Raw genomic sequence first — 24371 nt, forward strand, 5'->3', positions numbered from 1 at the left:
CCACGCGAAAGGCGTTCGCCGTCTTCGCTCCGAAACGATACGGATACATGGATCAATTCGCCAAAGAGACCCTGCCCACCTCCCTAGAGGAGGAAATGCGCCGTTCGTATCTCGATTACGCGATGAGCGTAATCGTCGGACGTGCCCTTCCGGATGTCCGCGATGGCCTGAAGCCCGTGCACCGGCGCGTACTGTTCGCGATGCACGAACTGAACAACGACTGGAACCGCGCGTACAAGAAATCGGCGCGTATCGTCGGTGACGTGATCGGTAAGTATCACCCTCACGGCGATACCGCGGTGTACGACACGATCGTGCGGATGGCGCAGGACTTCTCGCTGCGCTACATGCTGATCGACGGACAGGGCAACTTCGGCTCGATCGACGGCGACAATGCCGCGGCGATGCGTTACACCGAAATTCGCATGGCGAAGATCGGTCACGAACTGCTCGCCGACATCGACAAGGAAACGGTCGACTTCGAGCCGAACTACGACGGCAACGAGATGCAGCCGGCGGTCCTGCCGTCGCGCATCCCGAACCTGCTGATCAACGGCTCGTCGGGTATCGCGGTCGGCATGGCGACCAACATCCCGCCGCACAACCTGAACGAAGTCGTCGACGCGTGCCAGCACCTGCTGAACAACCCGGAAGCGACGATCGACGAGCTGATCGAGATCATCCCGGCACCGGACTTCCCGACGGCCGGCATCATCTACGGTGTCGCCGGCGTGCGCGACGGCTATCGCACCGGGCGCGGCCGCGTCGTGATGCGTGCGGCCACGCACTTCGAGGAGATCGACCGCGGCCAGCGGATGGCGATCATCGTCGACGAGTTGCCGTACCAGGTGAACAAGCGCTCGCTGCTCGAGCGCATCGCCGAGCTCGTCAACGAGAAGAAGCTCGAGGGCATCTCCGACATCCGCGACGAGTCCGACAAGAGCGGCATGCGCGTCGTGATCGAGCTGAAGCGCGGCGAAGTGCCCGAAGTGGTGCTGAACAACCTGTACAAGGCGACGCAGCTGCAGGACACGTTCGGCATGAACATGGTCGCGCTGGTCGACGGTCAGCCGAAGCTCCTGAACCTGAAGGAAATCCTGCAGTGCTTCCTGTCGCATCGACGCGAAGTGCTGACGCGCCGCACGATCTACGAACTGCGCAAGGCGCGCGAGCGCGGCCACGTGCTCGAAGGTCTCGCGGTCGCGCTCGCGAACATCGACGAGTTCATCGCGATCATCAAGGCAGCGCCGACGCCGCCGATCGCGAAGCAGGAGCTGATGGCGAAGCCGTGGGATTCGTCGCTCGTGCGCGAGATGCTGACGCGCGCCGAGACCGAGAATGCGGCGGCGGGCGGCCGCTCCGCGTACCGTCCGGAAGGCCTGAACCCGGCGTTCGGGATGCAGACCGACGGGCTGTACCGTCTGTCCGACACACAGGCGCAGGAAATCCTGCAGATGCGTCTGCAGCGCCTGACCGGTCTCGAGCAGGACAAGATCATCGGCGAGTACCGCGAAGTGATGGCGCAAATCGCCGACCTGCTGGACATCCTCGCGCGCCCCGAGCGGATCACGACGATGATCGGCGAGGAGCTGACGACGGTGAAGGCCGAATTCGGCGACGCACGCCGCTCGAAGATCGAGCTGAACGCGACCGAATTGAATACCGAAGACCTGATCACGCCGCAGGACATGGTCGTCACGATGTCGCACGCGGGCTACGTGAAGTCGCAGCCGCTGTCCGAGTATCGCGCGCAGAAGCGCGGCGGCCGCGGCAAGCAGGCGACGCAGATGAAGGAAGACGACTGGATCGAGACGCTGTTCATCGCGAACACCCACGACTACATCCTGTGCTTCTCGAACCGCGGCCGCGTGTACTGGGTCAAGGTCTATGAAGTGCCGCAGGGTTCGCGTAACTCGCGCGGCCGTCCGATCGTCAACATGTTCCCGCTGCAGGACGGCGAGAAGATCAACGTCGTGCTGCCGGTCAAGGAATTCTCGGCCGACAAGTTCGTGTTCATGGCGACGTCGCTCGGCACCGTGAAGAAGACGCCGCTCGAGGCATTCAGCCGCCCGATGAAGAAGGGCATCATCGCGGTCGGTCTCGACGAGGGCGACTTCCTGATCGGTGCATCGATCACCGATGGCGCGCACGACGTGATGCTGTTCTCGGACGCCGGCAAGGCCGTGCGCTTCGACGAGAACGACGTGCGCCCGATGGGCCGGGAAGCGCGCGGCGTGCGTGGCATGCAGCTCGAGGACGGGCAGCAGGTCATCGCGCTGCTGGTTGCCGGCAGCGAGGAGCAGACCGTGCTCACCGCGACCGAGAACGGCTACGGCAAGCGCACGCCGATCACCGAGTACACGCGTCACGGCCGCGGCACGAAGGGGATGATCGCGATCCAGACGTCGGAGCGCAACGGCAAGGTCGTCGCCGCCACGCTCGTCGACGCCGAGGATCAGATCATGCTGATCACGACCGCCGGCGTGTTGATTCGTACCCGCGTGTCCGAGATTCGCGAGATGGGGCGTGCCACGCAAGGTGTTACACTCATCAGTCTCGATGAGGGTACCAAGCTCTCCGGTCTGCAGCAGATCGCAGAAGCCGAAGAGGGCGATGGCGAGGCCGACGAGGCGTCGGACGGCGAAGCCTGAAGAACGGATGAGACTCGAGCCGCCGCGCGCGCCAGGCGCCGCGGTCGGCGAGCAACCATTCATATTTCCAAAAGGGAGTGATGATGCAAAAGCAATTCAAGCAACTGGTTCTGCTGGCTGCACTGGTGCCGACGTTCGCGATGGCGCAAGCGCTGTCGAATTCCGCACCGGCTGCGACCGCGGCAGCTGCGCCGATCGACGCCGACAAGAAGGCTGCGATCAAGGATCTGCTCGACGCGATCGACGCGCCGAAGCTCGTGTCGGCTATCGGCAACAGCGCCGAGATGCAGGCAAAGCAGCTCGTGCCGGCGATCCTGTCGGACGCGCTGTCGGAAAACAAGACGCTGAACGACAAGCAAAAGCAAGCCGCCGTGCCGACGCTGCAGAAGAACGCGGTGCCGAAGCTGGTTGACGGCGCGGGCAAGGTGTTCGGCACGCAACAGTTCCAGAGCGACGCGATGTCGGCTCAGTACGACGCCTACGCGAAGTACTACAGCACGTCGGAGATCAAGGATCTGACGACGTTCTACAAGAGCCCGACGGGCCGCAAGTTCATCCAGGTTCAGGATCAGGTCGGCCGCGACGTGGTCAACGGCCTGATGCAGAAGTACATGCCGCAAGCGATCCAGGCAACGCGCGCACAGGCTGACAAGGAAGTCGCGGCAGTCAAGCCGGGCAAGTAAGCCGTCCGGGCACGCCGCCCGGCCGTTCGGCCGGGTTTGGCGGGAGCCTGATGACAGTGCGATAATGGCCGTTTGCGCGCGAGCGCAAGCGGCCATTCTTTTTCTGGCGCGGTTCTTTCTACCGGCGGCAAGCCGGTCGCGTCCCTCCCGAGGTTTTCACGATGCGCGTCTTTAATTTCTCCGCCGGTCCTGCGGCGCTCCCCGAGGAAGTGCTGCGGCAGGCCGCCGACGAAATGCTCGACTGGCACGGCAGCGGCATGAGCGTGATGGAGATGAGCCATCGCGGCAAGGAATTCATGTCGATCCACGAGGCAGCGCTGACCGACCTGCGCGAGCTGCTCGATGTGCCGGCCAGCCACCGGATCCTGTTCCTGCAGGGTGGCGGCATTGCCGAGAACGCAATCGTGCCGATGAACCTGCTCGGTTCGCGCAAGACCGCCGACTTCGTCGTGACGGGCTCGTGGTCGCAGAAGTCGTTCAACGAAGCGAAGAAATACGGCACGCCGCATCTGGCCGCATCCGGCAAGACGGCCGACGGTTTCACGCGCGCGCCCGCCCGCGCCGAATGGCAGCTGTCGGACGATCCGGCCTACGTGCATCTGTGCACGAACGAGACGATCGACGGCGTCGAGACGTTCGAGATTCCCGACCTCGGCGACGTGCCGCTCGTCGCGGACGTGTCGTCGCACATCCTGTCCCGTCCGATGGACGTCGCGAAGTACGGCGTGCTGTTCGGCGGCGCGCAGAAGAACATCGGGATGGCCGGCGTGACGGTCGTGATCGTTCGCGAGGATCTGCTCGATCGCGCGCTGTCGATCTGCCCGTCCGCATTCGAATGGAAGACGGTCGCCGCGAACAACTCGCTGTACAACACGCCGCCCACGTATGCGATCTACATCGCGGGCCTCGTGTTCCAGTGGCTGAAGCGGCAGGGCGGCCTCGAGGCGATCGAGGCGCGCAATTTCGAGAAGGCGAAGCTGCTCTACGACACGATCGATGCGAGCAGCTTCTATTTGAACAAGGTCGAGCCGGCGGTGCGTTCGCGTATGAACGTGCCCTTTTTCCTGGCCGACGAAACGCGCAACGAAGACTTCCTTGCCGGCGCAAAGGCGCGCGGGCTGCTGCAGCTGAAGGGCCACAAGTCCGTCGGCGGCATGCGGGCGTCGATCTACAACGCGGTGCCGCTCGAGGGCGTGAAGGCGCTCGTCGAGTACATGAAGGACTTCGAACAGCGCGGCGCCTGAGCGCGCGCTGTTCAAACAGCACGGCAACTACGCATGGACGACGAACTGAATTCCCGCCTGAAACCGCTGCGCGACCGCATCGACGCGATCGACGCGCAGCTGATCGCGCTCCTCAACCAGCGCGCCGCGGTGGCGCTCGAGGTGGGCGAGGTCAAGAAGCACTTCAACGCGCCGGTGTTCCGGCCAGAGCGTGAGCTGCAGGTGATCGCGCGCCTGCAGGACATGAGCGCGGGGCCGCTCGCGAGCGAACACATCAGCGCTATTTGGCGCGAGATCATGGCCGCGAGCCGCGCGCTCGAACAGACGATCCACGTCGCGTTTCTCGGGCCGGTCGGCACGTATAGCGAACAGGCGATGTTCGAGTATTTCGGCCAGTCGATCGAAGGGCTGCCGTGTCCGTCGATCGACGAGGTATTCCGCTCGGTCGAGGCGGGCGCGTCCGCATTCGGCATCGCGCCGGTCGAGAACTCGACCGAAGGCGCGGTGTCGCGCACGCTCGACCTGCTGCTGCAGACGCAGTTGCTGATCAGCGGCGAACTCGCGCTGCCGATCCATCACAACCTGCTCACGCAGAGCGGCACGCTCGACGGCGTGACGCGTGTCTGCGCGCATGCGCAGGCGCTCGCGCAATGCCAGCAGTGGCTTTCCGCGAACGCGCCGCAGCTCGAGCGGCAAGCGGTGTCGAGCAATGCGGAGGCCGCGCGTCTCGCGGCGGCGGACCCGAGCGTCGCGGCGATCGCTGGCGACCGCGCGGCCGCACACTACGGTCTGCAGATCGCGTTCTCGCTGATTCAGGACGATCCGCACAATCGCACGCGCTTCGTGATCGTCGGCAAGCAGCCGGCCGGGCAGAGCGGTCACGACCAGACGTCGCTGATCGTGTCGGTGAAGAACGAGCCGGGCGCGGTGTTCAAGCTGCTCGAGCCGCTCGCGCGGCACGGTGTGTCGATGACGCGTTTCGAGTCGCGTCCGGCGCGGGTCGGCACGTGGGAGTATTACTTCTACATCGACATCGAAGGGCACTGGGATGAACCAGCCGTGGCCGCCGCGCTCGCGGAGCTCGGCCAGAAGGCCGCGTTCCTGAAGATACTCGGTTCGTATCCGCGCGCGCGCTGACGCGTAGCGGCCCGTCGCCAGCACCGAGCAGGCGGCGCGGCGAAGCGGGCAGGGCAGGCCGGGCGGCGCTGCCCAAGGCGGGTTCGGGCGGTATCCGGTGCAGGTCGCGCCGGGTGCGGGCCCGTTGCCTGGAATCTGGACTTCCGTGCGCGGGGTGTCGTTCCGCGCGCGTCACTTGGCTCTTGTCGTGTCAGGCTTTGCATTCAACAAACTTGTCATCTTTGGCGTCGGCCTGATCGGCGGATCGCTGGCGCGCGCCCTGCGCGAGCGCGCACCGGGCGGTGCGGGCGAAGTTGTCGGCGTCGGTCGTTCGCGTGCGTCGGTCGAGCGCGCCCTCGCGCTCGGCGTGATCGATCGCGCAGCGGCGCTCGACGACGATGCGCAGCTGCGCGACGCGCTCGCCGGCGCCGATCTCGTGTTGCTGGCCGCGCCGGTCGCGCAAACGGGCCCGCTGCTCGCGCGCATCGCGCCGTGGCTCGACGCTGCGACGATCGTCACCGACGCTGGCAGCACGAAGTCCGACGTCGTCACGGCGGCACGCGATGTGCTCGGTGCGCGGATCGCGCAATTCGTGCCGGGCCATCCGATCGCCGGGCGCGAATCGAGCGGCGTCGAGGCCGCGCTGCCGGATCTGTACGTCGGTCGCAACGTCGTGCTGTGTCCGCTGCCGGAGAATGCGCCCGAAGCGGTTGCGCGGATCGATGCGATGTGGCGGGCGACCGGCGCCGACGTGCGCACGATGAGCACGGCGCAGCACGATCGCGTGTTTGCGTCGATCAGTCATCTGCCTCATGTGCTGTCGTTCGCGCTCGTCGAGCAGATACTCGGCGAGGCGGATGCCGAACTGAAATTCTCGTACGCGGCGGGCGGCTTCCGCGACTTCACGCGGATCGCGGCGTCGAGCCCGGAAATGTGGCGCGACGTGTGTGTCGCGAATCGCGCGGCGCTGCTCGATGAGCTCGACGGCTACACGCGCGTGCTCGCCCGGCTGCGTGCGGCGATCGACGCCGGCGATGGCGCGGCGCTCGAAGCCGTGTTCGCGCGCTCGCGCGCTGCACGCAAGGCATGGCAGGAACGTGGCGCGCAGCCCGCTGCCGAACCGGTCAAGAAATAACAGGAAACAGGACGATTCCCATGGACTATCTCGATCTCGGCCCGTATTCCAGCGCATCGGGCACCGTGCGCCTGCCCGGCTCGAAAAGCATCTCGAACCGCGTGCTGCTGCTCGCGGCGCTTGCCGAAGGCGATACGACGATCACCAACCTGCTGGATTCCGACGACACGCGCGTGATGCTCGACGCGCTCGGCAAGCTCGGTGTGAAGCTCGCGCGCGAGGGTGACACCTGTGTCGTCACCGGCACGCGCGGCGCGTTCACCGCGAAGACCGCCGATCTGTTCCTCGGCAACGCGGGCACCGCGGTGCGACCGTTGACGGCGGCGCTCGCGGTCAACGGCGGCGACTATCGCGTGCACGGCGTGCCGCGCATGCACGAGCGGCCGATCGGCGACCTCGTCGACGGCCTGCGGCAGATCGGCGCGCAGATCGACTACGAGCAAAACGAAGGCTTTCCGCCGCTGCGGATCAAATCTGCGGCGATCACGGTCGACGCACCGATCCGCGTGCGCGGCGACGTGTCGAGCCAGTTTCTCACCGCGCTGCTGATGACGCTGCCGCTCGTGAAGGCGAAGGACGGCAGGATCGTCGTCGAAGTCGATGGCGAATTGATCTCGAAGCCGTACATCGACATCACGATCCGGCTGATGGCCCGCTTCGGCGTGACCGTCGAGCGCGACGGCTGGCAGCGCTTCGTCGTGCCGGCCGGCGTCCGCTACCGTTCGCCGGGGCGCATCATGGTCGAGGGCGATGCGTCGTCGGCCTCGTACTTCCTCGCGGCCGGCGCGCTCGGCGGCGGCCCGCTGCGCGTCGAGGGGGTGGGGCGCGCGAGCATCCAGGGCGACGTCGGCTTCGCGAATGCGCTGATGCAGATGGGCGCGAACGTATCGATGGGCGACGACTGGATCGAGGTGCGCGGCATCGGCCACGACCACGGCAAGCTCGAGCCGATCGACATGGATTTCAACCTGATTCCCGACGCGGCGATGACCATCGCGGTCGCGGCGCTGTTCGCGAGCGGCACGAGCACGCTGCGCAACATCGCGAGCTGGCGCGTGAAGGAAACCGACCGCATCGCCGCGATGGCGACCGAACTGCGCAAGGTCGGCGCGATCGTCGAGGAAGGCCCCGACTATCTGGTCGTCACGCCGCCGCAACGGCTCACGCCGAATGCAGCGATCGACACGTACGACGATCACCGGATGGCGATGTGCTTCTCGCTCGTCAGCCTGGGCGGCGTGCCCGTGCGCATCAACGATCCGAAGTGCGTCGGCAAGACGTTCCCCGACTATTTCGACCGCTTCGCCGCGCTCGCCAAAGCCTGACCCGACAGTTCCGATGAAATCGACCCGACCCTTTCACCCGACCTCCGTCATCACGATCGACGGTCCGACTGCTTCCGGCAAGGGGACCGTCGCGGCGCTCGTCGCCGCGCATCTGGGCTTCCACCTGCTCGACAGCGGCGCGCTGTACCGTCTTGCGGCGCTCGCGAGCGTGCGCTACGGCATCGCGGCGGAGGATATCGATGCGCTCGTGAGGCTGATCGACGATCTTCACATCACGTTCCGCGAGGGCTGCGCGCAGCTCGATGGCGTCGACGTGTCGAACGACATCCGCGCCGAAGCGGTTGGCAACCGCGCGTCGGAGATTGCCGTGCACGCGCCGGTGCGCACCGCGCTCGTCGCGCGCCAGCGCGCGTTTCGCAAGACGCCGGGCCTCGTCGCCGACGGCCGCGACATGGGCACCGTGATCTTCCCGGACGCCGTGCTGAAGGTGTTCCTGACGGCCAGCGCCGAGGCGCGCGCGGCCAGACGGCATAAGCAATTGATGCAAAAAGGTTTTTCTGCTAATATAGATAACTTGCTCCAGGATCTTCGTGAACGTGACGCGCGCGACAGCAATCGCGCGGCCGCGCCGCTGAAGCCTGCGGCAGATGCCAAGCTGCTCGATACGTCGGCGCTTTCGGTCGATGAGGCAGTCGACCAGGTGCTGCAGTGGTATCGGGCGCTCGGTCAGCCGGCCTGAGAAGGCGGGCAGCAGTAGGTGCCTCGCGCGAGAAGCGCGGAGCGTGTTTCGAACCCTTAACCCCGTGTGGCTTCGATCTGGCCCTTTCAGCCTGCCATTCCGGCCGGCGTGGCACAGCGATCCATGCACAATCAGATTTTTATGTCCGACCTGCAAACCTCCACCCCGAATACCGAATCCTTTGCGGCTCTGTTCGAAGAGTCGCTGACCCGCCAAGACATGCGCGCCGGCGAAGTGATTTCCGCCGAAGTCGTGCGCGTCGACCACAACTTCGTGGTCGTCAATGCAGGCCTGAAGTCCGAGGCTTACATTCCGATCGAGGAATTCCTGAACGATCAGGGCGAGGTTGAGGTGCAGTCGGGCGATTTCGTGTCCGTCGCGATCGACGCACTCGAAAACGGCTACGGCGACACGATCCTGTCGCGCGACAAGGCGAAGCGCCTGGCATCGTGGCTGTCGCTGGAAAAGGCCCTCGACAACAACGAACTCGTCACCGGCACGATCACCGGCAAGGTGAAGGGCGGCATGACCGTGATGGTCAATGGCATCCGCGCATTCCTGCCGGGTTCGCTGGTCGACACGCGTCCGGTCAAGGACACGACCCCGTACGAAGGCAAGACGCTCGAGTTCCGCGTGATCAAGCTCGATCGCAAGCGTAACAACGTCGTGCTGTCGCGTCGTGCAGTGATCGAGGCAACGCAAGGCGAAGAGCGCGCGAAGCTGCTCGAGACGCTGAAGGAAGGCGCGATCGTCAACGGCGTGGTCAAGAACATCACCGACTACGGCGCATTCGTCGACCTCGGCGGCATCGACGGCCTGCTGCACATCACCGACATCGCATGGCGTCGTGTGCGTCACCCGAGCGAAGTCCTGTCGGTTGGCCAGGAAGTCACCGCGAAGATCCTCAAGTTCGATCAAGAGAAGAACCGCGTCTCGCTGGGCATCAAGCAACTGGGCGACGATCCGTGGGAAGGCATCTCGCGCCGTTACCCGTCGGGCACGCGCCTGTTCGGCAAGGTCACGAACATCACCGACTACGGCGCATTCGTCGAAGTGGAATCGGGCATCGAAGGCCTCGTCCACGTGTCGGAAATGGACTGGACCAACAAGAACGTTGCTCCGTCGAAGGTTGTCCAGCTGGGCGACGAAGTCGAAGTCATGGTCCTCGAGATCGACGAAGACCGTCGTCGTATCAGCCTCGGCATGAAGCAGTGCAAGCCGAATCCGTGGGATGACTTCAGCCGCAACTTCAAGAAGGGCGACAAGATCACGGGCGCAATCAAGTCGATCACCGACTTCGGCGTGTTCATCGGTCTGCCGGGCGGCATCGACGGCCTGGTCCACCTGTCGGACCTGTCGTGGAGCGAAGCCGGCGAAGAAGCCGTTCGCAAGTACAAGAAGGGCGACGAAGTCGAAGCGATCGTGCTCGGCATCGACGTCGAGAAGGAGCGTATTTCGCTCGGCATCAAGCAGCTCGAAGGCGACCCGTTCAGCAACTACGTTGCGATGAACGACAAGGGTTCGATCGTCGACGGCGTGGTGAAGTCGGTCGATGCGAAGGGCGCTGTCGTCACGCTGACGGGCGACGTCGAAGGCTACCTGCGTGCATCGGAAATCTCGCAGGATCGCGTCGAAGACGCACGCAACGTGCTGAAGGAAGGCGACAAGGTCAACGCGATGGTGATCAACATCGATCGCAAGTCGCGTGGCATCAACCTGTCGATCAAGGCGAAGGATTCGGCTGAACAACAGGAAGCGATCCGCGGCCTGCAGTCGGACACCAGCGCTGCTGCGACCGGTACGACCAACCTCGGCGCGCTGCTGAAGGCGAAGCTCGACGGCCAGAACCAGTAAGCCTCACGAGGTCTGCTGAAGTATGACCAAATCCGAGTTGGTCGCGCAGCTGGCACTGCGATTTCCGCAACTTGTCCTCAAGGATGCGGATTTCGCGGTGAAAACGATGCTCGATGCGATGTCCGACGCCTTGTCGAAAGGGCATCGCATCGAAATTCGGGGTTTCGGCAGCTTCGGCCTCAACCGTCGCCCGGCACGCGTCGGACGCAACCCGAAGTCGGGGGAGAAGGTGCAGGTGCCCGAGAAGTTCGTGCCTCACTTCAAGCCCGGCAAGGAATTGCGTGAACGCGTCGACGGCCGCGCCGGCGAGCCGCTGAAAGCTGATGATCCGGACGACGAGCGTTGAGCGTCGTTCGGCTTGCCCGGAATCCGTCCGGCGAAGGCTGAAGAAAAAAGCGCCCCTTGCGGGCGCTTTTTTCATTTCCGGCGGCCGCGTGACAACGTGCACCCGCAGGATGTGCGGTGACGCGGAAACGCTTCCTTTACAATACGGGTCGATTCGGCGCCGCGAAGGGGAGTCGCGCGCCACGGCAAACCTCAACAAAGAGAGGGCTACATGAAGTTTATCGTCTGGCTGATCCGGGTATTGGTGTTCGTGCTGCTGCTGGTGCTCGCGCTGGCCAATACGCAAACCGCGACGCTGAATTTCGTTGCCGGCTACGCATGGCAAGCGCCGCTGATCCTGATCGGCCTCGCGTTCTTCGTCGTGGGGCTGCTGGCCGGCCTGCTGTCCGCGCTGCCGGCGATCTTCCGCATGCGCCTCGAGAACGGGCGCCTGAAGCGCGATCTGCGTACGGCGCGCGAAACCCCGGCCGTCGTCGACCAGCCTCCGATGCCGCCCGTCATTTAACACGGACGCCGCGCGACCTTCGCGCGGTTTTCGTCTCTGCTTCGATATTTCGCATGGATCTGGATTTCTGGTGGTTGCTCGCGATTCCGGTGGCGTTCGCGCTCGGCTGGGCGGCGTCACGCTATGACCTGAAGAATCTCCTGTCGGAGAGCGCCAACCTGCCGCGATCGTATTTCCGCGGCCTGAACTTTCTGTTGAACGAACAACCGGACAAGGCGATCGACGCGTTCATCGAGGTCGCGAAGCTCGATCCCGAGACGGTCGAGCTGCACTTCGCGCTCGGCAACCTGTTTCGCCGCCGCGGCGAAACGGACCGTGCGATCCGCGTGCATCAGAACCTGCTGAGCCGCACGGACCTGCCGGTAAACGAGCGCGACCACGCGCTGTACGAGCTCGGCCAGGATTTCCTGAAGGCCGGCCTGCTCGATCGTGCGGAGGAGGCCTTCCATCGGCTCGCCGATGGCGATTACGCGCTGGGCGCGCAGCGGGCGCTGCTGACGATCTACGAGATCGAGAAGGACTGGAACAAGTCGATCGATACCGCGAGACGCATCGAGTCGATGAGCGACAAGCCGCTCGGCACCGAAATCGCGCAGTTCCATTGCGAACTCGCGCAGGACGCGCTGCAACGCAAGAACGCCGCGGATGCGGCCGAGCAACTGAAGCTCGCGCTTGCTGCGAACCCGCAGAACGTTCGCGCGACGATCCTGTCCGGCGATGCCGCGCAGGCGGCGGGCGATCACGCGGCCGCGATCGAGCACTGGAAGCGTGTCGAAGCGCAGAATCCGGCGTATCTGCCGCTCGTCGCCGACAAGCTGATGAAGGCTTACGTCGCGCTCGGCAAGCCGGTCGAGGGCGCCGAGTTGCTGATGGGCTACGTCGATCGTTATCCGTCGAACGACCTGCTCGATATTGCTTATCAGCACATCGCAGGGTTGCGCGGCCAGGAAGCGGCGCATACGCTCGCGCGTACGCAGATGGAGAAGTCGCCGAATCTGTCGGGCATGCTGCATCTGCTCGATGCGCAGATCGCGGCCGCCGACGAGCCGCGCCGTAAGGAACTTGAAATGATGCGTGCGCTGATCAAGCAGCGCACCAAGAATCTGCCACGCTATACGTGCCAGAATTGCGGTTTCCGGGCACGGCTCTTCTACTGGCAGTGCCCCGGATGCAGCGGCTGGGAAACCTATGCGCCGCGCCGCGTCGAACCTGCGATGCCGGGCTGATCCCGGCGTTCGCCGCGTAAGCGCTGCGGTTGTCGCCGGGCCCGGCCCGGCGGCCAAGTTAGTCATTTACCGGGACATACCGGAACATCTATGAAAATCACCATCATCGGCACTGGCTATGTCGGTCTCGTCACGGGCTCCTGCCTCGCCGAGATCGGCCACGACGTCTTCTGTCTGGATGTCGATCCGCGCAAGATCGAGATCCTGAACAACGGCGGGATGCCGATTCACGAACCGGGCTTGCTGGACATCATCGCGCGCAACCGCGCGGCAGGGCGTCTGCGCTTCTCGACCGACATCGAGGCGAGCGTTGCGCACGGCGAGATCCAGTTCATCGCGGTTGGCACGCCGCCCGACGAGGACGGTTCGGCCGACCTGCAATATGTGCTCGAGGCCGCGCGCAACATCGGCCGTTACATGACTGGTTTCAAGGTGATCGTCGACAAGTCGACGGTGCCGGTCGGCACCGCGCAGCGCGTGCGCGCGGTGGTCGACGAGGCGCTCGGCGCGCGCGGCCTCGCGGGCAGCGTCGCGCACCGTTTCTCGGTCGTGTCGAATCCGGAATTCCTGAAGGAAGGCGCGGCGGTCGAGGACTTCATGCGCCCGGACCGAATCATCATCGGTGTCGACGACGACGAGACGGGCACGGTGGCGCGCGAGAAGATGAAGAAGCTGTATGCGCCGTTCAACCGCAATCACGAGCGCACGATTTACATGGATGTGCGTTCGGCGGAGTTCGCGAAGTATGCGGCGAATGCGATGCTGGCGACGCGCATTTCGTTCATGAACGAAATGTCGAATCTCGCCGACAAGGTCGGTGCCGACATCGAAGCCGTGCGCCGCGGGATCGGTTCCGATCCGCGCATCGGCTATCACTTCCTGTACGCGGGCGTCGGTTACGGCGGCTCGTGCTTCCCGAAGGACGTGCAGGCGTTGATTCGCACCGCGAGCGAAAACGGCCAGCCGCTGCGCATCCTGGAGGCCGTCGAAGCGGCCAACTCCGCACAGAAGGACGTGCTGATCGGCAAGATCGAGCAACGCTTCGGCGCAGACCTGACCGGTCGCGAATTCGCGGTCTGGGGCCTCGCGTTCAAGCCGAATACGGACGACATGCGCGAGGCGCCGAGCCGTCGGCTGATCGCCGCGCTGCTCGGGCGTGGCGCGACCGTGCGCGCGTACGATCCGGTCGCGATCGACGAGGCGCGCCGCGTGTTCGCGCTCGATCTTGGCGAGACTTCCGACGTGTTTGCGCGCCTGCACTTCGTCGATACCCAGGACGCGGCCGTGACCGCCGCGGATGCGCTCGTGATCGTCACCGAATGGAAGGAATTCAGGAGCCCGGATTTCACGCGCCTGAAGGCCGAACTGAAGGCGCCGGTGATCTTCGACGGGCGCAATCTGTACGAGCCGGACGCGATGGCCGAACTCGGCATCGACTACCATGCGATCGGGCGTCCGCATGTCGACCCCCAGTCCTCTCCCCGTGGATGAACGCACGATGACTACCCTTCGCGAAGTGGTGCCGGTACCGCGCGCGCAGCTTGCGCGTTCGCGCGTGCTCGTGGTCGGCGACGTGATGCTCGACCGCTACTGGTTCGGCAACGTCGAGCGCATTTCTCCGGAAGCGCCGGTTCCTGTCGTGCACGTGCAGCGCCAGGAAGAGCGGCTTGGCGGTGCGGCCAACGTCGCGCGCAACGCGGTGACGCTCGGCGGTCAAGCCGGGCTCCTGTGTGTGGTCGGCTGTGACGAGCCGGGCGAGCGCATCGTCGAATTGCTCGACGGTAGTGGCGTGACTCCCCATCTCGAACGCGACGCGTCACTGCCGACGACGATCAAGCTGCGCGTGCTCGCGCGCCAGCAGCAGTTGCTGCGCGTCGACTTCGAGGCGATGCCGACGCACGAGGTGTTGCTCGCCGGGCTCGCGCGTTTCGATGCGCTGCTGCCGCAGCACGACGTCGTGCTGATGTCGGATTACGCGAAAGGCGGCCTGACGCACGTGACGACGATGATCGAGAAGGCGCGCGCGGCCGGCAAGCCGGTGCTCGTCGATCCGAAGGGCGGCGATTGGGCGCGCTATCGCGGCGCATCGCTGATCACGCCGAACCGTGCCGAGTTGCGCGAGGTCATCGGTCAGTGGCAATCGGAAGACGACCTTCGCGCGCGTGTCGCGAAGCTGCGTGCGGAGCTCGATCTCGATGCGTTGCTGCTCACGCGTTCGGAAGAGGGGATGACGCTTTTTTCCGCAGCGGGCGAGCTGCATGCACCGGCGCTCGCGCGCGAGGTGTATGACGTGTCCGGCGCGGGCGATACCGTGATCGCGACGGTCGCGACGATGCTCGGCGCCGGCGTGCCGCTCGTCGATGCCGTCGTGCTCGCGAATCGCGCAGCCGGCATCGTGGTCGGCAAGCTGGGTACGGCCACGGTGGACTACGACGAACTGTTTCACTGACTGCGCTCGGCGGTGCGCCGCACGTATGTCTTGCAATTTTTCAGGCAGAACGACCATGACCATCATCGTCACCGGCGCAGCCGGTTTTATCGGCGCGAACATCGTCAAGGCGCTCAACGAGCGCGGCGAGTCGCGCATCATTGCGGTCGACAATCTGACGCGCGCGGACAAGTTCCGGAACCTCGTCGATTGCGAGATCGACGACTATCTCGACAAGACGGAATTCGTCGAGCGCTTCGCGCGCGGCGATTTCGGCAAGGTACGCGCGGTGTTTCATGAAGGCGCCTGTTCGGACACGATGGAAACCGACGGCCGCTACATGATGGACAACAACTTCCGCTATAGCCGCGCGGTGCTCGATGCGTGCCTCGCGCAGGGCGCGCAGTTCCTGTACGCGTCGTCGGCCGCGATCTACGGCGGCTCGACGCGATTCGTCGAGGAGCGCGAGGTCGAGGCGCCGCTGAACGTCTACGGCTATTCGAAGTTCCTGTTCGACCAGGTGATCCGCCGCGTGCTGCCGAGCGCGAAGAGCCAGATCGCCGGGTTCCGCTACTTCAACGTGTACGGTCCGCGCGAGACGCACAAGGGCCGCATGGCGTCGGTCGCGTTCCACAACTTCAACCAGTTCCGCGCGGAAGGCAAGGTCAAGCTGTTCGGCGAGTACAACGGTTATGCGCCGGGCGAGCAGACGCGCGACTTCGTGTCGGTCGAGGACGTCGCGAAGGTGAACCTGTTCTTCTTCGACCATCCGGAGAAATCGGGCATCTTCAACCTCGGCACCGGCCGGGCACAACCGTTCAACGACATCGCATCGACGGTCGTGAACACGCTGCGCGCACTCGACAACCTGCCGCCGCTGACGCTCGCGCAGCAGGTCGAGCAAGGGCTGATCGAATACGTGCCGTTCCCGGATGCGCTGCGCGGCAAGTACCAGTGCTTCACGCAGGCCGACCAGACGAAACTGCGTGCTGCCGGCTACGATGCGCCGTTCCTGACGGTGCAGGAAGGTGTCGACCGCTACGTGCGTTGGCTATCCGGCCAGGTTTAAGCCTGCGCGTCGCATCGCTAGACTGGGTCTCACGGTCGGCAGCCGCCGACCGATTTCATCGGAGATCCAGCACATGATCAGGAAATGGTTTGCCGCCGCCGCGATGTTCGGCGCGATCGCGTCGGCCTGGGCGGCCGTCGACGTCAACACCGCGAACGAGGATGCACTCGTCGGCATCAAGGGCATCGGTCCCGCGCGGGCGAAGGCGATTCTCGACGAGCGCGGCGCACACGGGCCGTTCAGGAATGCAGACGACCTCGCGTCGCGCGTGAAAGGCATGGGCGGCCAAACGGTCGAGCGCCTTCAGCGGGAAGGGCTGACGATCGGTGCGGCAGGCTCGGGTGCGGCGGCACCGGCCGCGGGCAAGCCGGCGGCGGCGAAGCCCGCTGCGGCACCTGCCCGCACCGCGCAGAAATAACGCACGCGAGACAAAGGGCTCCTTCAGCCGCCGTCATTGCGACGGCTTCCCGCGGCTTGCCGCGGGTTTTTTGCGTGCATGTTGCACACGCACACGCGTGAATCGTGTGGCGCATCTATTCCATCGTCGCAATGGGGTTGCCGGCGCGAGCCCCGGTGCTGGTTTACAATCAATCGATTGATCGGCCTCGCACTCACGGTATCTCCATGGCTTACAAAACTATCGAAGACACGATCGGCAACACGCCGCTCGTGCAACTGGTCCGCCTGCCGGACGACGAGATTCGCGCACGCAACAACGTGGTGCTCGCGAAGCTGGAAGGCAACAATCCGGCCGGTTCCGTGAAGGATCGTCCGGCGCTGTCGATGATCAGCAAGGCCGAGGCGCGCGGTCGCATCAAATCGGGTGATACGCTGATCGAGGCGACGAGCGGCAACACGGGCATCGCGCTCGCGATGGCAGCAGCGATCCGCGGCTACAAGATGGTGCTGATCATGCCGGAGGATCTGTCGATCGAGCGCCGCCAGAGCATGGCCGCATACGGCGCCGAAATCATCCTGACGCCGGTAAAGGGCGGGATGGAACTGGCGCGCGACCTCGCGGAGCAAATGCAGCGCGAAGGCAAGGGCGTGATCCTCGATCAGTTCGGGAACCCCGACAATCCGATCGCGCACTACGAAGGAACGGGCCCGGAGATCTGGCGCGACACCGAGGGGCGCGTCACGCACTTCGTGTCGGCGATGGGCACGACAGGCACGATCATGGGCACGTCGCGCTTTCTGAAGGAACAGAATCCGGCGATCGAGATCGTCGGCGCGCAGCCGGAAGAAGGGTCGCGCATTCCGGGCATTCGCAAGTGGCCGGAAGCCTATATGCCGACGATCTTCGATCGCAGCCGCGTCGATCGCGTCGAGAGCGTGAGCCAGGCCGCGTCCGAAACGATGGCGCGCCGGCTCGCGGCTGTCGAAGGCATCTTTGCCGGCATCTCGTCGGGTGGCGCATGCGAAGTCGCGATGCGTATCGCGCGTCAGGTCGAGAACGCGACGATCGTTTTCATCGTCTGCGATCGCGGCGACCGCTATCTGTCGACCGGCGTATTTCCTGCCTGAGCCCGAACGGCATCAGCAGCATCACGCGATAAAAAAGCGCCGCACAAGCGGCGCTTTTTCTTTGCGCGGGCCGTGCTTACTGCGCCGGCGCTTCCGTGTCCGCCGCAGGCAGCGGCAGTGCGCCATTCGCCTCCATCTGCGCCTTCACGGCTTCGCCGAGCTGGTACACGGCGAGTGCGTAGAAGAAGCTGCGGTTATAGCGCGTCAGCACGTAGAAGTTCTTGAGGCCGAGCATGTATTCGGTCGCGCTCCCCGGCGACGGCAGATCGACCACGGTGACCGGCGTGCCGGCTTCGGTGGTGATGTTGACCGTCGGCTCGTTGAGCGTCATGCCGGCGCGCAGCAGTTGCGACAGGGCCCAGTGCGGTTCGGGCTGACCGTCCGCGGCGGCCTGGGCGATGCCGAGGCTGCCCGTGTCGGGCGTGATTCGCCAGACTACCGGGCGATCGGTTTCCCAGCCGTGCTGCTTCAGGTAGTTCGCGACGCTGCCGATCGCATCGGCAGGACTGCTGCGCAGATCGACGTGGCCGCCGCCGTCGTAGTCGACGGCATACTCGCGGATGCTGCTCGGCAGGAACTGCGGGATGCCGATCGCGCCCGTGTACGAGCCGAGCACGGTGGTCGGGTCGAGCTGGTTGTCGCGAGTCCAGACGAGGAAGTCCTCGAGATTCTTGCGGAACGTTGCCTGGCGGCTGTCGCGATTCGGCGTGTCCGGGTAGTCGAACGTGAGCGTCGTCAGCGCATCGAGCACGCGGAAGTTGCCCATGTAGCGGCCGTAGATCGTTTCGACGCCGATGATGCCGACGATCACTTCGGGCGGCACGCCGAATTCCTCGGACGCGCGCTGCAGCGTCGCCTTGTTCGCCTTCCAGAATTTCACGCCCGCGTTGATGCGGATCGGTTCGATGAAGCGCGAACGATAGACGCGCCAGTTCTTCACCGAAGGCGTCGGCGCCGGCTTCACGAGCTTCACGGCGGTGGCCGAGTAGCTGATGCGTGAGAACAGCGCATGCAGGCTCGCGGAATCGAAGCCGTTGCGGCTCACCATCTCGTCGATGAACGCATCGACCTTCGCGTTGTTCGCGTAACGCTGCGGAACGATTTCCTCTTCGAAGGTCTGGCCTTGCGGCGCCGGCTGCTGCGGTTGCGCCTGCGCGACGCGCGTGCCGGGGGACTTCGCGGGCTGCGTCTGCGCGACGGCGGGCGCGGCGGCCACGGTAACGGCGACGGCAGCGGCAACGAGCGGGACGCGAACGCTGAACAGTGCGGAGAGAAGGGCGGCAGGCTTGCTGGAATTCATGTCGAAGCGGGCGGACAGGGCGATGGGGTTCGGCGCAGTATACCCGACGCATCCTGCGTGCCGGGGCGAAGCAGCGCACCGTTGTGGTAAGTTAGCGGCGAATTCGCGGCAGACGATGGACATCATTGATGGAGACCTGCGGCGCACCTTGCGTCGCGGATGACAGCTTATGGCAACCGCCTTCTATACGCACCCCGACTGCATGCTGCACGAGATGGGGGAATGGCATCCGGAATGCCCGGCCCGCCTGTCGGCGATCCAGGATCAGCTGATCGCGAGCCGCATCGACGACCTGATCGTGCACGAAACCGCGCCGTTCGCGAGCGAGGTGGCGCTGGGCCGCGTGCATACGCAGGCTCACATCGACTACATCCGCAGCATGACGCCCGTTGACGGCTACGTCGAGATCGATCCCGACACGCTGATGAACCGCGACACGTGGCGCGCCGCGCTGCGTGCGGCCGGCGCGGCGATCGCGGCGACCGACGCCGTGATCGAAGGCCGCTACGCGAATGCGTTCTGCAGCGTGCGGCCGCCCGGCCATCACGCGGAACCCGCGCGCGCGATGGGTTTCTGCTTTTTCAACAACGTCGCGATCGCCGCGCGGCATGCGCTCGATGTCCATGGCCTCGAGCGTGTCGCAATCGTCGATTTCGACGTGCATCACGGCAACGGCACCGAAGCCGCGTTCGCGAACGACGAGCGCGTGCTGATGTGCAGCTTCTTCCAGCACCCGCTGTACCCGTTCTCGGGCGTCGATCATCAGGCGCCGAACATGGTCAACCTGCCGATGCCTGCGCGCAGCAACGGGATGGCGATCCGCGAAGCGGTCGACATGTCCTGGCTGCCGCGTCTCGACGCGTTCAAGCCGCAGATGCTGTTCGTGTCGGCCGGTTTCGACGCGCATCGAGAAGACGACATCGGCAATCTCGGTCTCGTCGAGGCCGATTTTGAATGGCTGACCACGCAGATCGTCGACGTCGCGCGCCGGCACGCGCAGGGCCGCATCGTGAGCTGCCTCGAGGGTGGCTACAACTTGTCCGCGCTCGGCCGCAGCGTGGTCGCGCACCTGCGCGTGCTGGCCGGCATCTGACCGGGAGCGAGCCGGCGCGCGCTCAGCGTGCCGGCACGTGCGCGTGAATCCACGCGATCAGCGCATCGATCACGCGGTCGCGCTCGAGATCGTTCATCGTTTCGTGGAACCCGCCTTCGTATAGCGTCAGCGTGCGGTCAGGCGAGCCGACGCGTGCGCCGAACGCACGGCTTCCGTCCGGTTCGGTCAGCTTGTCCTCGGTGCCGTGATAGACAAGCACCGGCACGCGTAGCGCGCCGCGACCACGCTCGATGCGCGCCATCGCATCGAGGATTTCGGCGCCGGTGCGTGCCGGCACCGCGCCGTGGTGCACGAGCGGATCGGCACGATTGGCCGCGACGACGGCCGGATCGCGCGACAGCAGCGCCGCGTCGATCCTGATCGCGGGGAAGCTCGGCCACACGCGGCTGATGAAGCGGCTCATCGCGAGCATCCAGCGCGGCACGTCGCGTCCCGGCGCGAGCGCCGGGCTCGACAGCACGAGACCCGCCAGCGCGTGGCCGCGAACCGGCGCGCGTTCGATCGCGTACAGCGCCGCGACGGCGCCACCCATGCTGTGGCCCATCAGAAAGAGCGGCGTATCGTCGCGGGCGGCTTCGGCGACGAGGGCATCCGCATCGTTCAGGTATTCGTCGAAACGCTCGACCCACGCGCGTTTACCGGGCGACTGGCCATGCCCGCGCAGATCGATCGCCAGCACGTCGATGCCGGCCACGTTCAATCTGGCCGCGAGTGCCGCGTAGCGGCCCGCATGCTCGGCAAGGCCATGCACGAGCGCGATCGTCGCGCGCGGCGGCTCCGTGCCGTCGCCGGCCGGCCAGCGATACGACGCCAGTTCGAGCCCGTCCGCGGTACGCAGCCGGCCCATCCGCGGGGCGGGCGGCGCTGCCGTGTCCAGTGCCGCGGTGGCGGCGGGCGCGGCGGTCTGCGTCGTGGTGGCGGTCATCTGGCGGGTCTCCTGTTTAGTTGGCATCGGTGTTCCGGATCATAGTCGCGGCACTCGCACGGCGGGCCAGCAGTGCCCCTCTAATTTCGTCTGGTTATGAAAAGATCGAAATCGATTATTAAGTGGAATGAGGCGTTTGCGGTAAAATCGCCGGCTATTCCAGATGCATCGGCGGCCGACTGGCGGGCTTCGCCTGTCGGCCGCCGTTTTGTTTACATGATCGAATTACGCAATCTGTCGCAGCGTTTCCCCGGGCCGACCGGCTGGGTCGACGCATTGCACAACGTCAATCTGACGATCCCGCAGGGCGAGGTGTTCGGTATCATCGGCCGAAGCGGCGCCGGCAAGAGCACGCTCGTGCGCACCATCAACCTGCTCACGCGGCCGACCGAAGGCAACGTCGTCGTCGGCGGGCGCGATCTCACGCTGCTGCCGGCTGGCGCACTGCGCGAAGCGCGCCGCGAAATCGGCATGATCTTCCAGCACTTCAACCTGCTGTCGTCGCGCACGGTGTTCGACAACGTCGCGTTGCCGCTCGAACTGGCTGGCGCGAGCCGTGCCGACATCGAGGCCGCCGTGCTGCCGCTGCTCGACCTCGTCGGGCTGTCCGCGCAGAAGGACCGCTACCCGGCGCAGATCAGCGGCGGCCAAAAGCAGCGCGTCGGCATCGCCCGCGCGCTCGCGAGCAAGCCGAAGGTGCTGCTGTCGGACGAAGCGACGTCGGCGCTCGATCCCGAGACCACGCGCGCGATCCTCGACCTGCTGAAGCGCATCAATCGCGAACTCGGCCTGACGATCGTGCTGATCACGCACCAGATGGAAGTGATCAAGCAGGTGTGCGATCGCGTGGCGGTGCTCGACGCGGGTCGCGTGGTCGAGGAAGGCCGCGTGATCGACGTGTTCCTGCAGCCGCATCACGAAGTGACGCGCGCATTGATCGGCGACGTGATCGCGCAGGAGTTGCCGCCCGCGCTGAAGGCACGCGTGGCCGAGCGGCTGAAGACGGGCAGCGGGCATTTGCTGCGGCTCGCATTCACCGGCTCGGGTGTCGACCAGCCGATCCTGTCGGAGACGATTCGCCGGTACGAACTCGATTTCAATATCCTGCACGGCCAGATCGACGAGATCCAGGGGCAGGCGTTCGGGTCGCTCGCGGTGCTCGCGGGCGGCGAACCGGGCAAGGTCGGGCAGGCACTCGCGTTCCTGCGCGAGCAAGGTGTGGTGGTAGAGGAGCTTTCGTATGTTGAGTGAGATGTTCGATATGTTCGTGCAGTCGTTCTGGGAGACGCTGATCATGGTCGGCATCTCGGGAGCGGTCGGCGCGCTCGTCGGGATGCCGCTCGGCGTGCTGCTCTACCTGACCGACCGCCAGGGCGTGCTGCAGAACCTCGGCGTGAATCGCGTGCTCGGCGGCATCGTGAACGCGGTGCGCTCGACACCGTTCATCATTCTGTTGGTCGCGGTCATTCCATTCACGCGGCTCGTCACGGGGTCGTCGATCGGCACGGCTGCGGCGGTCGTGCCGCTGACGCTCGCGGCCGCGCCGTTCGTCGCGCGGCTGGTCGAGACGGCGCTGCGCGAAGTCGACCGCGGGCTGATCGAGGCCGCGCAGTCGATGGGCGCGACGACGTCGCAAATCGTGTTCAAGGTGCTGCTGCCCGAATCGCTGCCCGGCATCGTCGCAGGGCTGACGATCACGTTTGTTTCGCTCGTCGGCTACTCGGCGATGGCCGGTGCGATCGGCGGCGGCGGGCTCGGCGATCTCGGCATTCGTTACGGCTACCAGCGCTATCTGCCGGAAGTCATGTGGACGGTCGTCGCGATCCTGATCGTGTTCGTGCAGATCGTGCAATCGTTCGGCGACTGGCTCGTGCGCCGGCTGAGCCACAAGTAATAACGACATTCATGGGTAGGGGGAGACGATGCAACGACGTTTCATGCTGAAGTTCGCGGCCGCACTCGGCGCGGCCGCGTTGTTCGCGAGCGCGCACGCGCAGACCGAAACCATCAAGGTGGGCGTGACGGGCGGTCCGCACGCGCAGATCATGGACGTGGTGAAGAAGGTCGCGGCCAAGAGCGGCCTCGACATCCGCATCGTCGAATTCTCGGATTACGTGCAGCCGAACGCGGCGCTCGCGTCGGGCGATCTCGACGCGAACAGCTACCAGCACGATCCTTATCTGCAGGCGCAGGTGAAGGATCGCGGCTACAAGCTGATCAAGGTCGCGGATACCGTCACGTTCCCGATGGGCATCTATTCGAAGCGGGTGAAGTCGCTGGCCGAGTTGAAGCCGGGCGCGCGCATCGCGGTGCCGAACGATCCGACCAATGGCGGCCGCGCGCTGCTGTTGCTGCAGAAGCAGGGCCTGCTGAAGCTGCGTGCGGACGCCGGGCTGAAGGCGACGCCGCTCGACATCGTCGACAATCCGCGCAAGCTGAAGATCGTCGAACTCGATGCGGCACAGATTCCGCGCTCGCTTGGCGACGTCGACGCTGCGGCGATCAACACCAACTATGCGATGGAAGCGGGGTTGAAGCCGAAACAGGACGCGATCGCGATCGAGGGCCCGAACGGCCCTTACGCGAACATCCTCGCGATTCGCGAGGCCGACCGGAGCAAGCCGTGGGTCGCGAAGCTGGTCGCGGCCTACCATTCCGCGGAAGTGAAGCAGTTCATCGAACAGAAGTTCGGCGGCGCGGTCATCGCCGCCTGGTGATACGTGGTGCTGGGCGCGCCCGGTGACGATTAGAGTCGATGATCGAAAACCCGGGCTTTGCGTCCGGGTTTTTTCTCTTTTAAAATAGAACGACCGTTCGCTATTGCCGGCGCGCCGAAGATGAGCGCTATCCTCGATAGCCGCGATGGATTGGTCCGCTTGGCCGCGCAGTCATGAGGCCTCGCTATAGAATGGCCTCTGGTCGTATTCGTAACTTTGGAGCGTGTGCATGAAAATCCTGGTGCCAGTGAAAAGAGTGGTCGATTACAACGTGAAGGTCCGCGTGAAGTCGGACAACACCGGCGTCGACATCGCGAACGTGAAGATGTCGATGAACCCGTTCGACGAAATCGCGGTGGAAGAAGCGGTGCGCCTGAAGGAAGCGGGTGTGGCGACCGAAGTGATCGCGGTGTCGGTCGGTGTGACGCAAGCGCAGGAAACGCTGCGCACGGCGCTGGCGATCGGTGCGGATCGCGCGATCCTCGTCGAGTCGAACGACAGCGTCGAGCCGCTGGCCGTCGCGAAGAT

23 protein-coding genes are annotated in these 24371 nt (G+C 65.1%); 21 read left to right on the forward strand and 2 right to left on the reverse strand.

Going from position 1 to position 24371, the window contains the following annotated elements:
• Positions 1-47: 47 nt before the first annotated feature.
• The 16 genes from gyrA (at position 48) to cysM (ending at position 17787) form a co-directional block, all read left to right on the forward strand.
• A complete protein-coding gene (gyrA, locus tag ACV22V_RS22075) occupies positions 48-2651 on the forward strand; it encodes a DNA gyrase subunit A (RefSeq protein ID WP_059530022.1) in 2604 nt (867 codons plus the stop codon).
• Between the two features lie 83 nt (positions 2652-2734).
• A complete protein-coding gene (locus ACV22V_RS22080) occupies positions 2735-3334 on the forward strand; it encodes a DUF2059 domain-containing protein (RefSeq protein WP_059448245.1) in 600 nt (199 codons plus the stop codon).
• Between the two features lie 161 nt (positions 3335-3495).
• Positions 3496-4578, forward strand: a complete 1083-nt coding sequence (serC, locus tag ACV22V_RS22085) for a 3-phosphoserine/phosphohydroxythreonine transaminase (protein ID WP_448015553.1) — start codon at positions 3496-3498, stop codon at positions 4576-4578.
• A gap of 33 nt (positions 4579-4611) precedes the next feature.
• Entirely contained in the window at positions 4612-5694 is a 1083-nt protein-coding gene (gene pheA, locus ACV22V_RS22090; RefSeq protein WP_448015554.1) for a prephenate dehydratase, read from the forward strand.
• Positions 5695-5881: 187 nt separating this feature from the next.
• On the forward strand, positions 5882-6808 hold the full coding sequence (locus ACV22V_RS22095; protein ID WP_448015555.1) for a prephenate dehydrogenase/arogenate dehydrogenase family protein: 927 nt from the start codon (positions 5882-5884) through the stop codon (positions 6806-6808).
• A gap of 20 nt (positions 6809-6828) precedes the next feature.
• Positions 6829-8133, forward strand: coding sequence for a 3-phosphoshikimate 1-carboxyvinyltransferase (gene aroA, locus ACV22V_RS22100; RefSeq protein WP_448015556.1), 1305 nt, complete (start codon positions 6829-6831; stop codon positions 8131-8133).
• 13 nt (positions 8134-8146) lie between these two features.
• On the forward strand, positions 8147-8833 hold the full coding sequence (cmk, locus tag ACV22V_RS22105) for a (d)CMP kinase (RefSeq protein ID WP_448015557.1): 687 nt from the start codon (positions 8147-8149) through the stop codon (positions 8831-8833).
• A gap of 141 nt (positions 8834-8974) precedes the next feature.
• Positions 8975-10687 carry a 30S ribosomal protein S1 gene (gene rpsA, locus ACV22V_RS22110; protein WP_059467119.1) on the forward strand — a complete coding sequence of 571 codons (1713 nt, stop codon included), beginning with the start codon at positions 8975-8977 and terminating at the stop codon, positions 10685-10687.
• Between the two features lie 22 nt (positions 10688-10709).
• Complete coding sequence (locus tag ACV22V_RS22115) at positions 10710-11033, forward strand: integration host factor subunit beta (RefSeq protein WP_006750752.1); 324 nt, start codon at positions 10710-10712, stop codon at positions 11031-11033.
• 210 nt (positions 11034-11243) lie between these two features.
• Positions 11244-11537 (forward strand): lipopolysaccharide assembly protein LapA domain-containing protein, encoded by a 294-nt coding sequence (locus ACV22V_RS22120; protein ID WP_059530004.1) that lies wholly within the window; start codon positions 11244-11246, stop codon positions 11535-11537.
• A 53-nt stretch (positions 11538-11590) separates the two neighbouring features.
• Entirely contained in the window at positions 11591-12763 is a 1173-nt protein-coding gene (gene lapB / locus ACV22V_RS22125) for a lipopolysaccharide assembly protein LapB (protein ID WP_059699493.1), read from the forward strand.
• A 90-nt stretch (positions 12764-12853) separates the two neighbouring features.
• Positions 12854-14254: a UDP-glucose dehydrogenase family protein gene (locus ACV22V_RS22130; protein WP_448015558.1), complete on the forward strand. Its 1401-nt coding sequence runs from the start codon at positions 12854-12856 to the stop codon at positions 14252-14254.
• Positions 14255-14261: 7 nt separating this feature from the next.
• Positions 14262-15212 (forward strand): D-glycero-beta-D-manno-heptose-7-phosphate kinase, encoded by a 951-nt coding sequence (gene rfaE1, locus ACV22V_RS22135; protein ID WP_107938158.1) that lies wholly within the window; start codon positions 14262-14264, stop codon positions 15210-15212.
• Between the two features lie 55 nt (positions 15213-15267).
• Positions 15268-16260 (forward strand): ADP-glyceromanno-heptose 6-epimerase, encoded by a 993-nt coding sequence (gene rfaD / locus ACV22V_RS22140; protein WP_059507155.1) that lies wholly within the window; start codon positions 15268-15270, stop codon positions 16258-16260.
• Positions 16261-16333: 73 nt separating this feature from the next.
• Positions 16334-16678, forward strand: a complete 345-nt coding sequence (locus tag ACV22V_RS22145; protein WP_059529993.1) for a ComEA family DNA-binding protein — start codon at positions 16334-16336, stop codon at positions 16676-16678.
• 206 nt (positions 16679-16884) lie between these two features.
• Positions 16885-17787 carry a cysteine synthase CysM gene (cysM, locus tag ACV22V_RS22150; RefSeq protein WP_059529990.1) on the forward strand — a complete coding sequence of 301 codons (903 nt, stop codon included), beginning with the start codon at positions 16885-16887 and terminating at the stop codon, positions 17785-17787.
• A gap of 76 nt (positions 17788-17863) precedes the next feature.
• Here the strand turns inward: cysM and mltB are convergent, their stop codons facing one another.
• On the reverse strand, positions 17864-19213 hold the full coding sequence (gene mltB, locus ACV22V_RS22155) for a lytic murein transglycosylase B (protein ID WP_082721884.1): 1350 nt from the start codon (positions 19211-19213) through the stop codon (positions 17864-17866).
• A gap of 43 nt (positions 19214-19256) precedes the next feature.
• Between mltB and ACV22V_RS22160 the strand changes: the two genes are divergently transcribed.
• Positions 19257-20180: a histone deacetylase family protein gene (locus tag ACV22V_RS22160; protein WP_059699499.1), complete on the forward strand. Its 924-nt coding sequence runs from the start codon at positions 19257-19259 to the stop codon at positions 20178-20180.
• Positions 20181-20202: 22 nt separating this feature from the next.
• Here the strand turns inward: ACV22V_RS22160 and ACV22V_RS22165 are convergent, their stop codons facing one another.
• On the reverse strand, positions 20203-21126 hold the full coding sequence (locus tag ACV22V_RS22165) for an alpha/beta hydrolase (RefSeq protein ID WP_448015559.1): 924 nt from the start codon (positions 21124-21126) through the stop codon (positions 20203-20205).
• A 216-nt stretch (positions 21127-21342) separates the two neighbouring features.
• On the opposite strand from ACV22V_RS22165, the gene ACV22V_RS22170 reads away from it, so the two are divergent.
• The 4 genes from ACV22V_RS22170 to ACV22V_RS22185 form a co-directional block, all read left to right on the forward strand.
• Positions 21343-22377, forward strand: coding sequence for a methionine ABC transporter ATP-binding protein (locus ACV22V_RS22170; protein ID WP_059509785.1), 1035 nt, complete (start codon positions 21343-21345; stop codon positions 22375-22377).
• Positions 22367-23020, forward strand: coding sequence for a methionine ABC transporter permease (locus ACV22V_RS22175; protein ID WP_059529977.1), 654 nt, complete (start codon positions 22367-22369; stop codon positions 23018-23020). The genes ACV22V_RS22170 and ACV22V_RS22175 overlap by 11 nt, the downstream gene beginning before the upstream one ends.
• A 28-nt stretch (positions 23021-23048) precedes the next feature.
• Complete coding sequence (locus ACV22V_RS22180; protein WP_059529974.1) at positions 23049-23843, forward strand: MetQ/NlpA family ABC transporter substrate-binding protein; 795 nt, start codon at positions 23049-23051, stop codon at positions 23841-23843.
• A 229-nt stretch (positions 23844-24072) separates the two neighbouring features.
• Positions 24073-24371 (forward strand): electron transfer flavoprotein subunit beta/FixA family protein (locus tag ACV22V_RS22185; protein ID WP_448015560.1); only part of this gene is annotated, 299 nt, incomplete at its 3' end.

Source organism: Burkholderia sp. AW33-5 (assembly GCF_053427615.1).

Coding starts and splice junctions, on each gene's coding strand:
- gyrA (WP_059530022.1), top strand. CDS start 48: ATGGATCAATTCGCCAAAGAGACCCTGCCCACCTCCCTAGAGGAGGAA.
- ACV22V_RS22080 (WP_059448245.1), top strand. CDS start 2,735: ATGCAAAAGCAATTCAAGCAACTGGTTCTGCTGGCTGCACTGGTGCCG.
- serC (WP_448015553.1), top strand. CDS start 3,496: ATGCGCGTCTTTAATTTCTCCGCCGGTCCTGCGGCGCTCCCCGAGGAA.
- pheA (WP_448015554.1), top strand. CDS start 4,612: ATGGACGACGAACTGAATTCCCGCCTGAAACCGCTGCGCGACCGCATC.
- aroA (WP_448015556.1), top strand. CDS start 6,829: ATGGACTATCTCGATCTCGGCCCGTATTCCAGCGCATCGGGCACCGTG.
- cmk (WP_448015557.1), top strand. CDS start 8,147: ATGAAATCGACCCGACCCTTTCACCCGACCTCCGTCATCACGATCGAC.
- rpsA (WP_059467119.1), top strand. CDS start 8,975: ATGTCCGACCTGCAAACCTCCACCCCGAATACCGAATCCTTTGCGGCT.
- ACV22V_RS22115 (WP_006750752.1), top strand. CDS start 10,710: ATGACCAAATCCGAGTTGGTCGCGCAGCTGGCACTGCGATTTCCGCAA.
- ACV22V_RS22120 (WP_059530004.1), top strand. CDS start 11,244: ATGAAGTTTATCGTCTGGCTGATCCGGGTATTGGTGTTCGTGCTGCTG.
- lapB (WP_059699493.1), top strand. CDS start 11,591: ATGGATCTGGATTTCTGGTGGTTGCTCGCGATTCCGGTGGCGTTCGCG.
- ACV22V_RS22130 (WP_448015558.1), top strand. CDS start 12,854: ATGAAAATCACCATCATCGGCACTGGCTATGTCGGTCTCGTCACGGGC.
- rfaE1 (WP_107938158.1), top strand. CDS start 14,262: ATGACTACCCTTCGCGAAGTGGTGCCGGTACCGCGCGCGCAGCTTGCG.
- rfaD (WP_059507155.1), top strand. CDS start 15,268: ATGACCATCATCGTCACCGGCGCAGCCGGTTTTATCGGCGCGAACATC.
- ACV22V_RS22145 (WP_059529993.1), top strand. CDS start 16,334: ATGATCAGGAAATGGTTTGCCGCCGCCGCGATGTTCGGCGCGATCGCG.
- cysM (WP_059529990.1), top strand. CDS start 16,885: ATGGCTTACAAAACTATCGAAGACACGATCGGCAACACGCCGCTCGTG.
- mltB (WP_082721884.1), bottom strand. CDS start 19,213: ATGATGTCCATCGTCTGCCGCGAATTCGCCGCTAACTTACCACAACGG.
- ACV22V_RS22160 (WP_059699499.1), top strand. CDS start 19,257: ATGGCAACCGCCTTCTATACGCACCCCGACTGCATGCTGCACGAGATG.
- ACV22V_RS22165 (WP_448015559.1), bottom strand. CDS start 21,126: ATGACCGCCACCACGACGCAGACCGCCGCGCCCGCCGCCACCGCGGCA.
- ACV22V_RS22170 (WP_059509785.1), top strand. CDS start 21,343: ATGATCGAATTACGCAATCTGTCGCAGCGTTTCCCCGGGCCGACCGGC.
- ACV22V_RS22175 (WP_059529977.1), top strand. CDS start 22,367: ATGTTGAGTGAGATGTTCGATATGTTCGTGCAGTCGTTCTGGGAGACG.
- ACV22V_RS22180 (WP_059529974.1), top strand. CDS start 23,049: ATGCAACGACGTTTCATGCTGAAGTTCGCGGCCGCACTCGGCGCGGCC.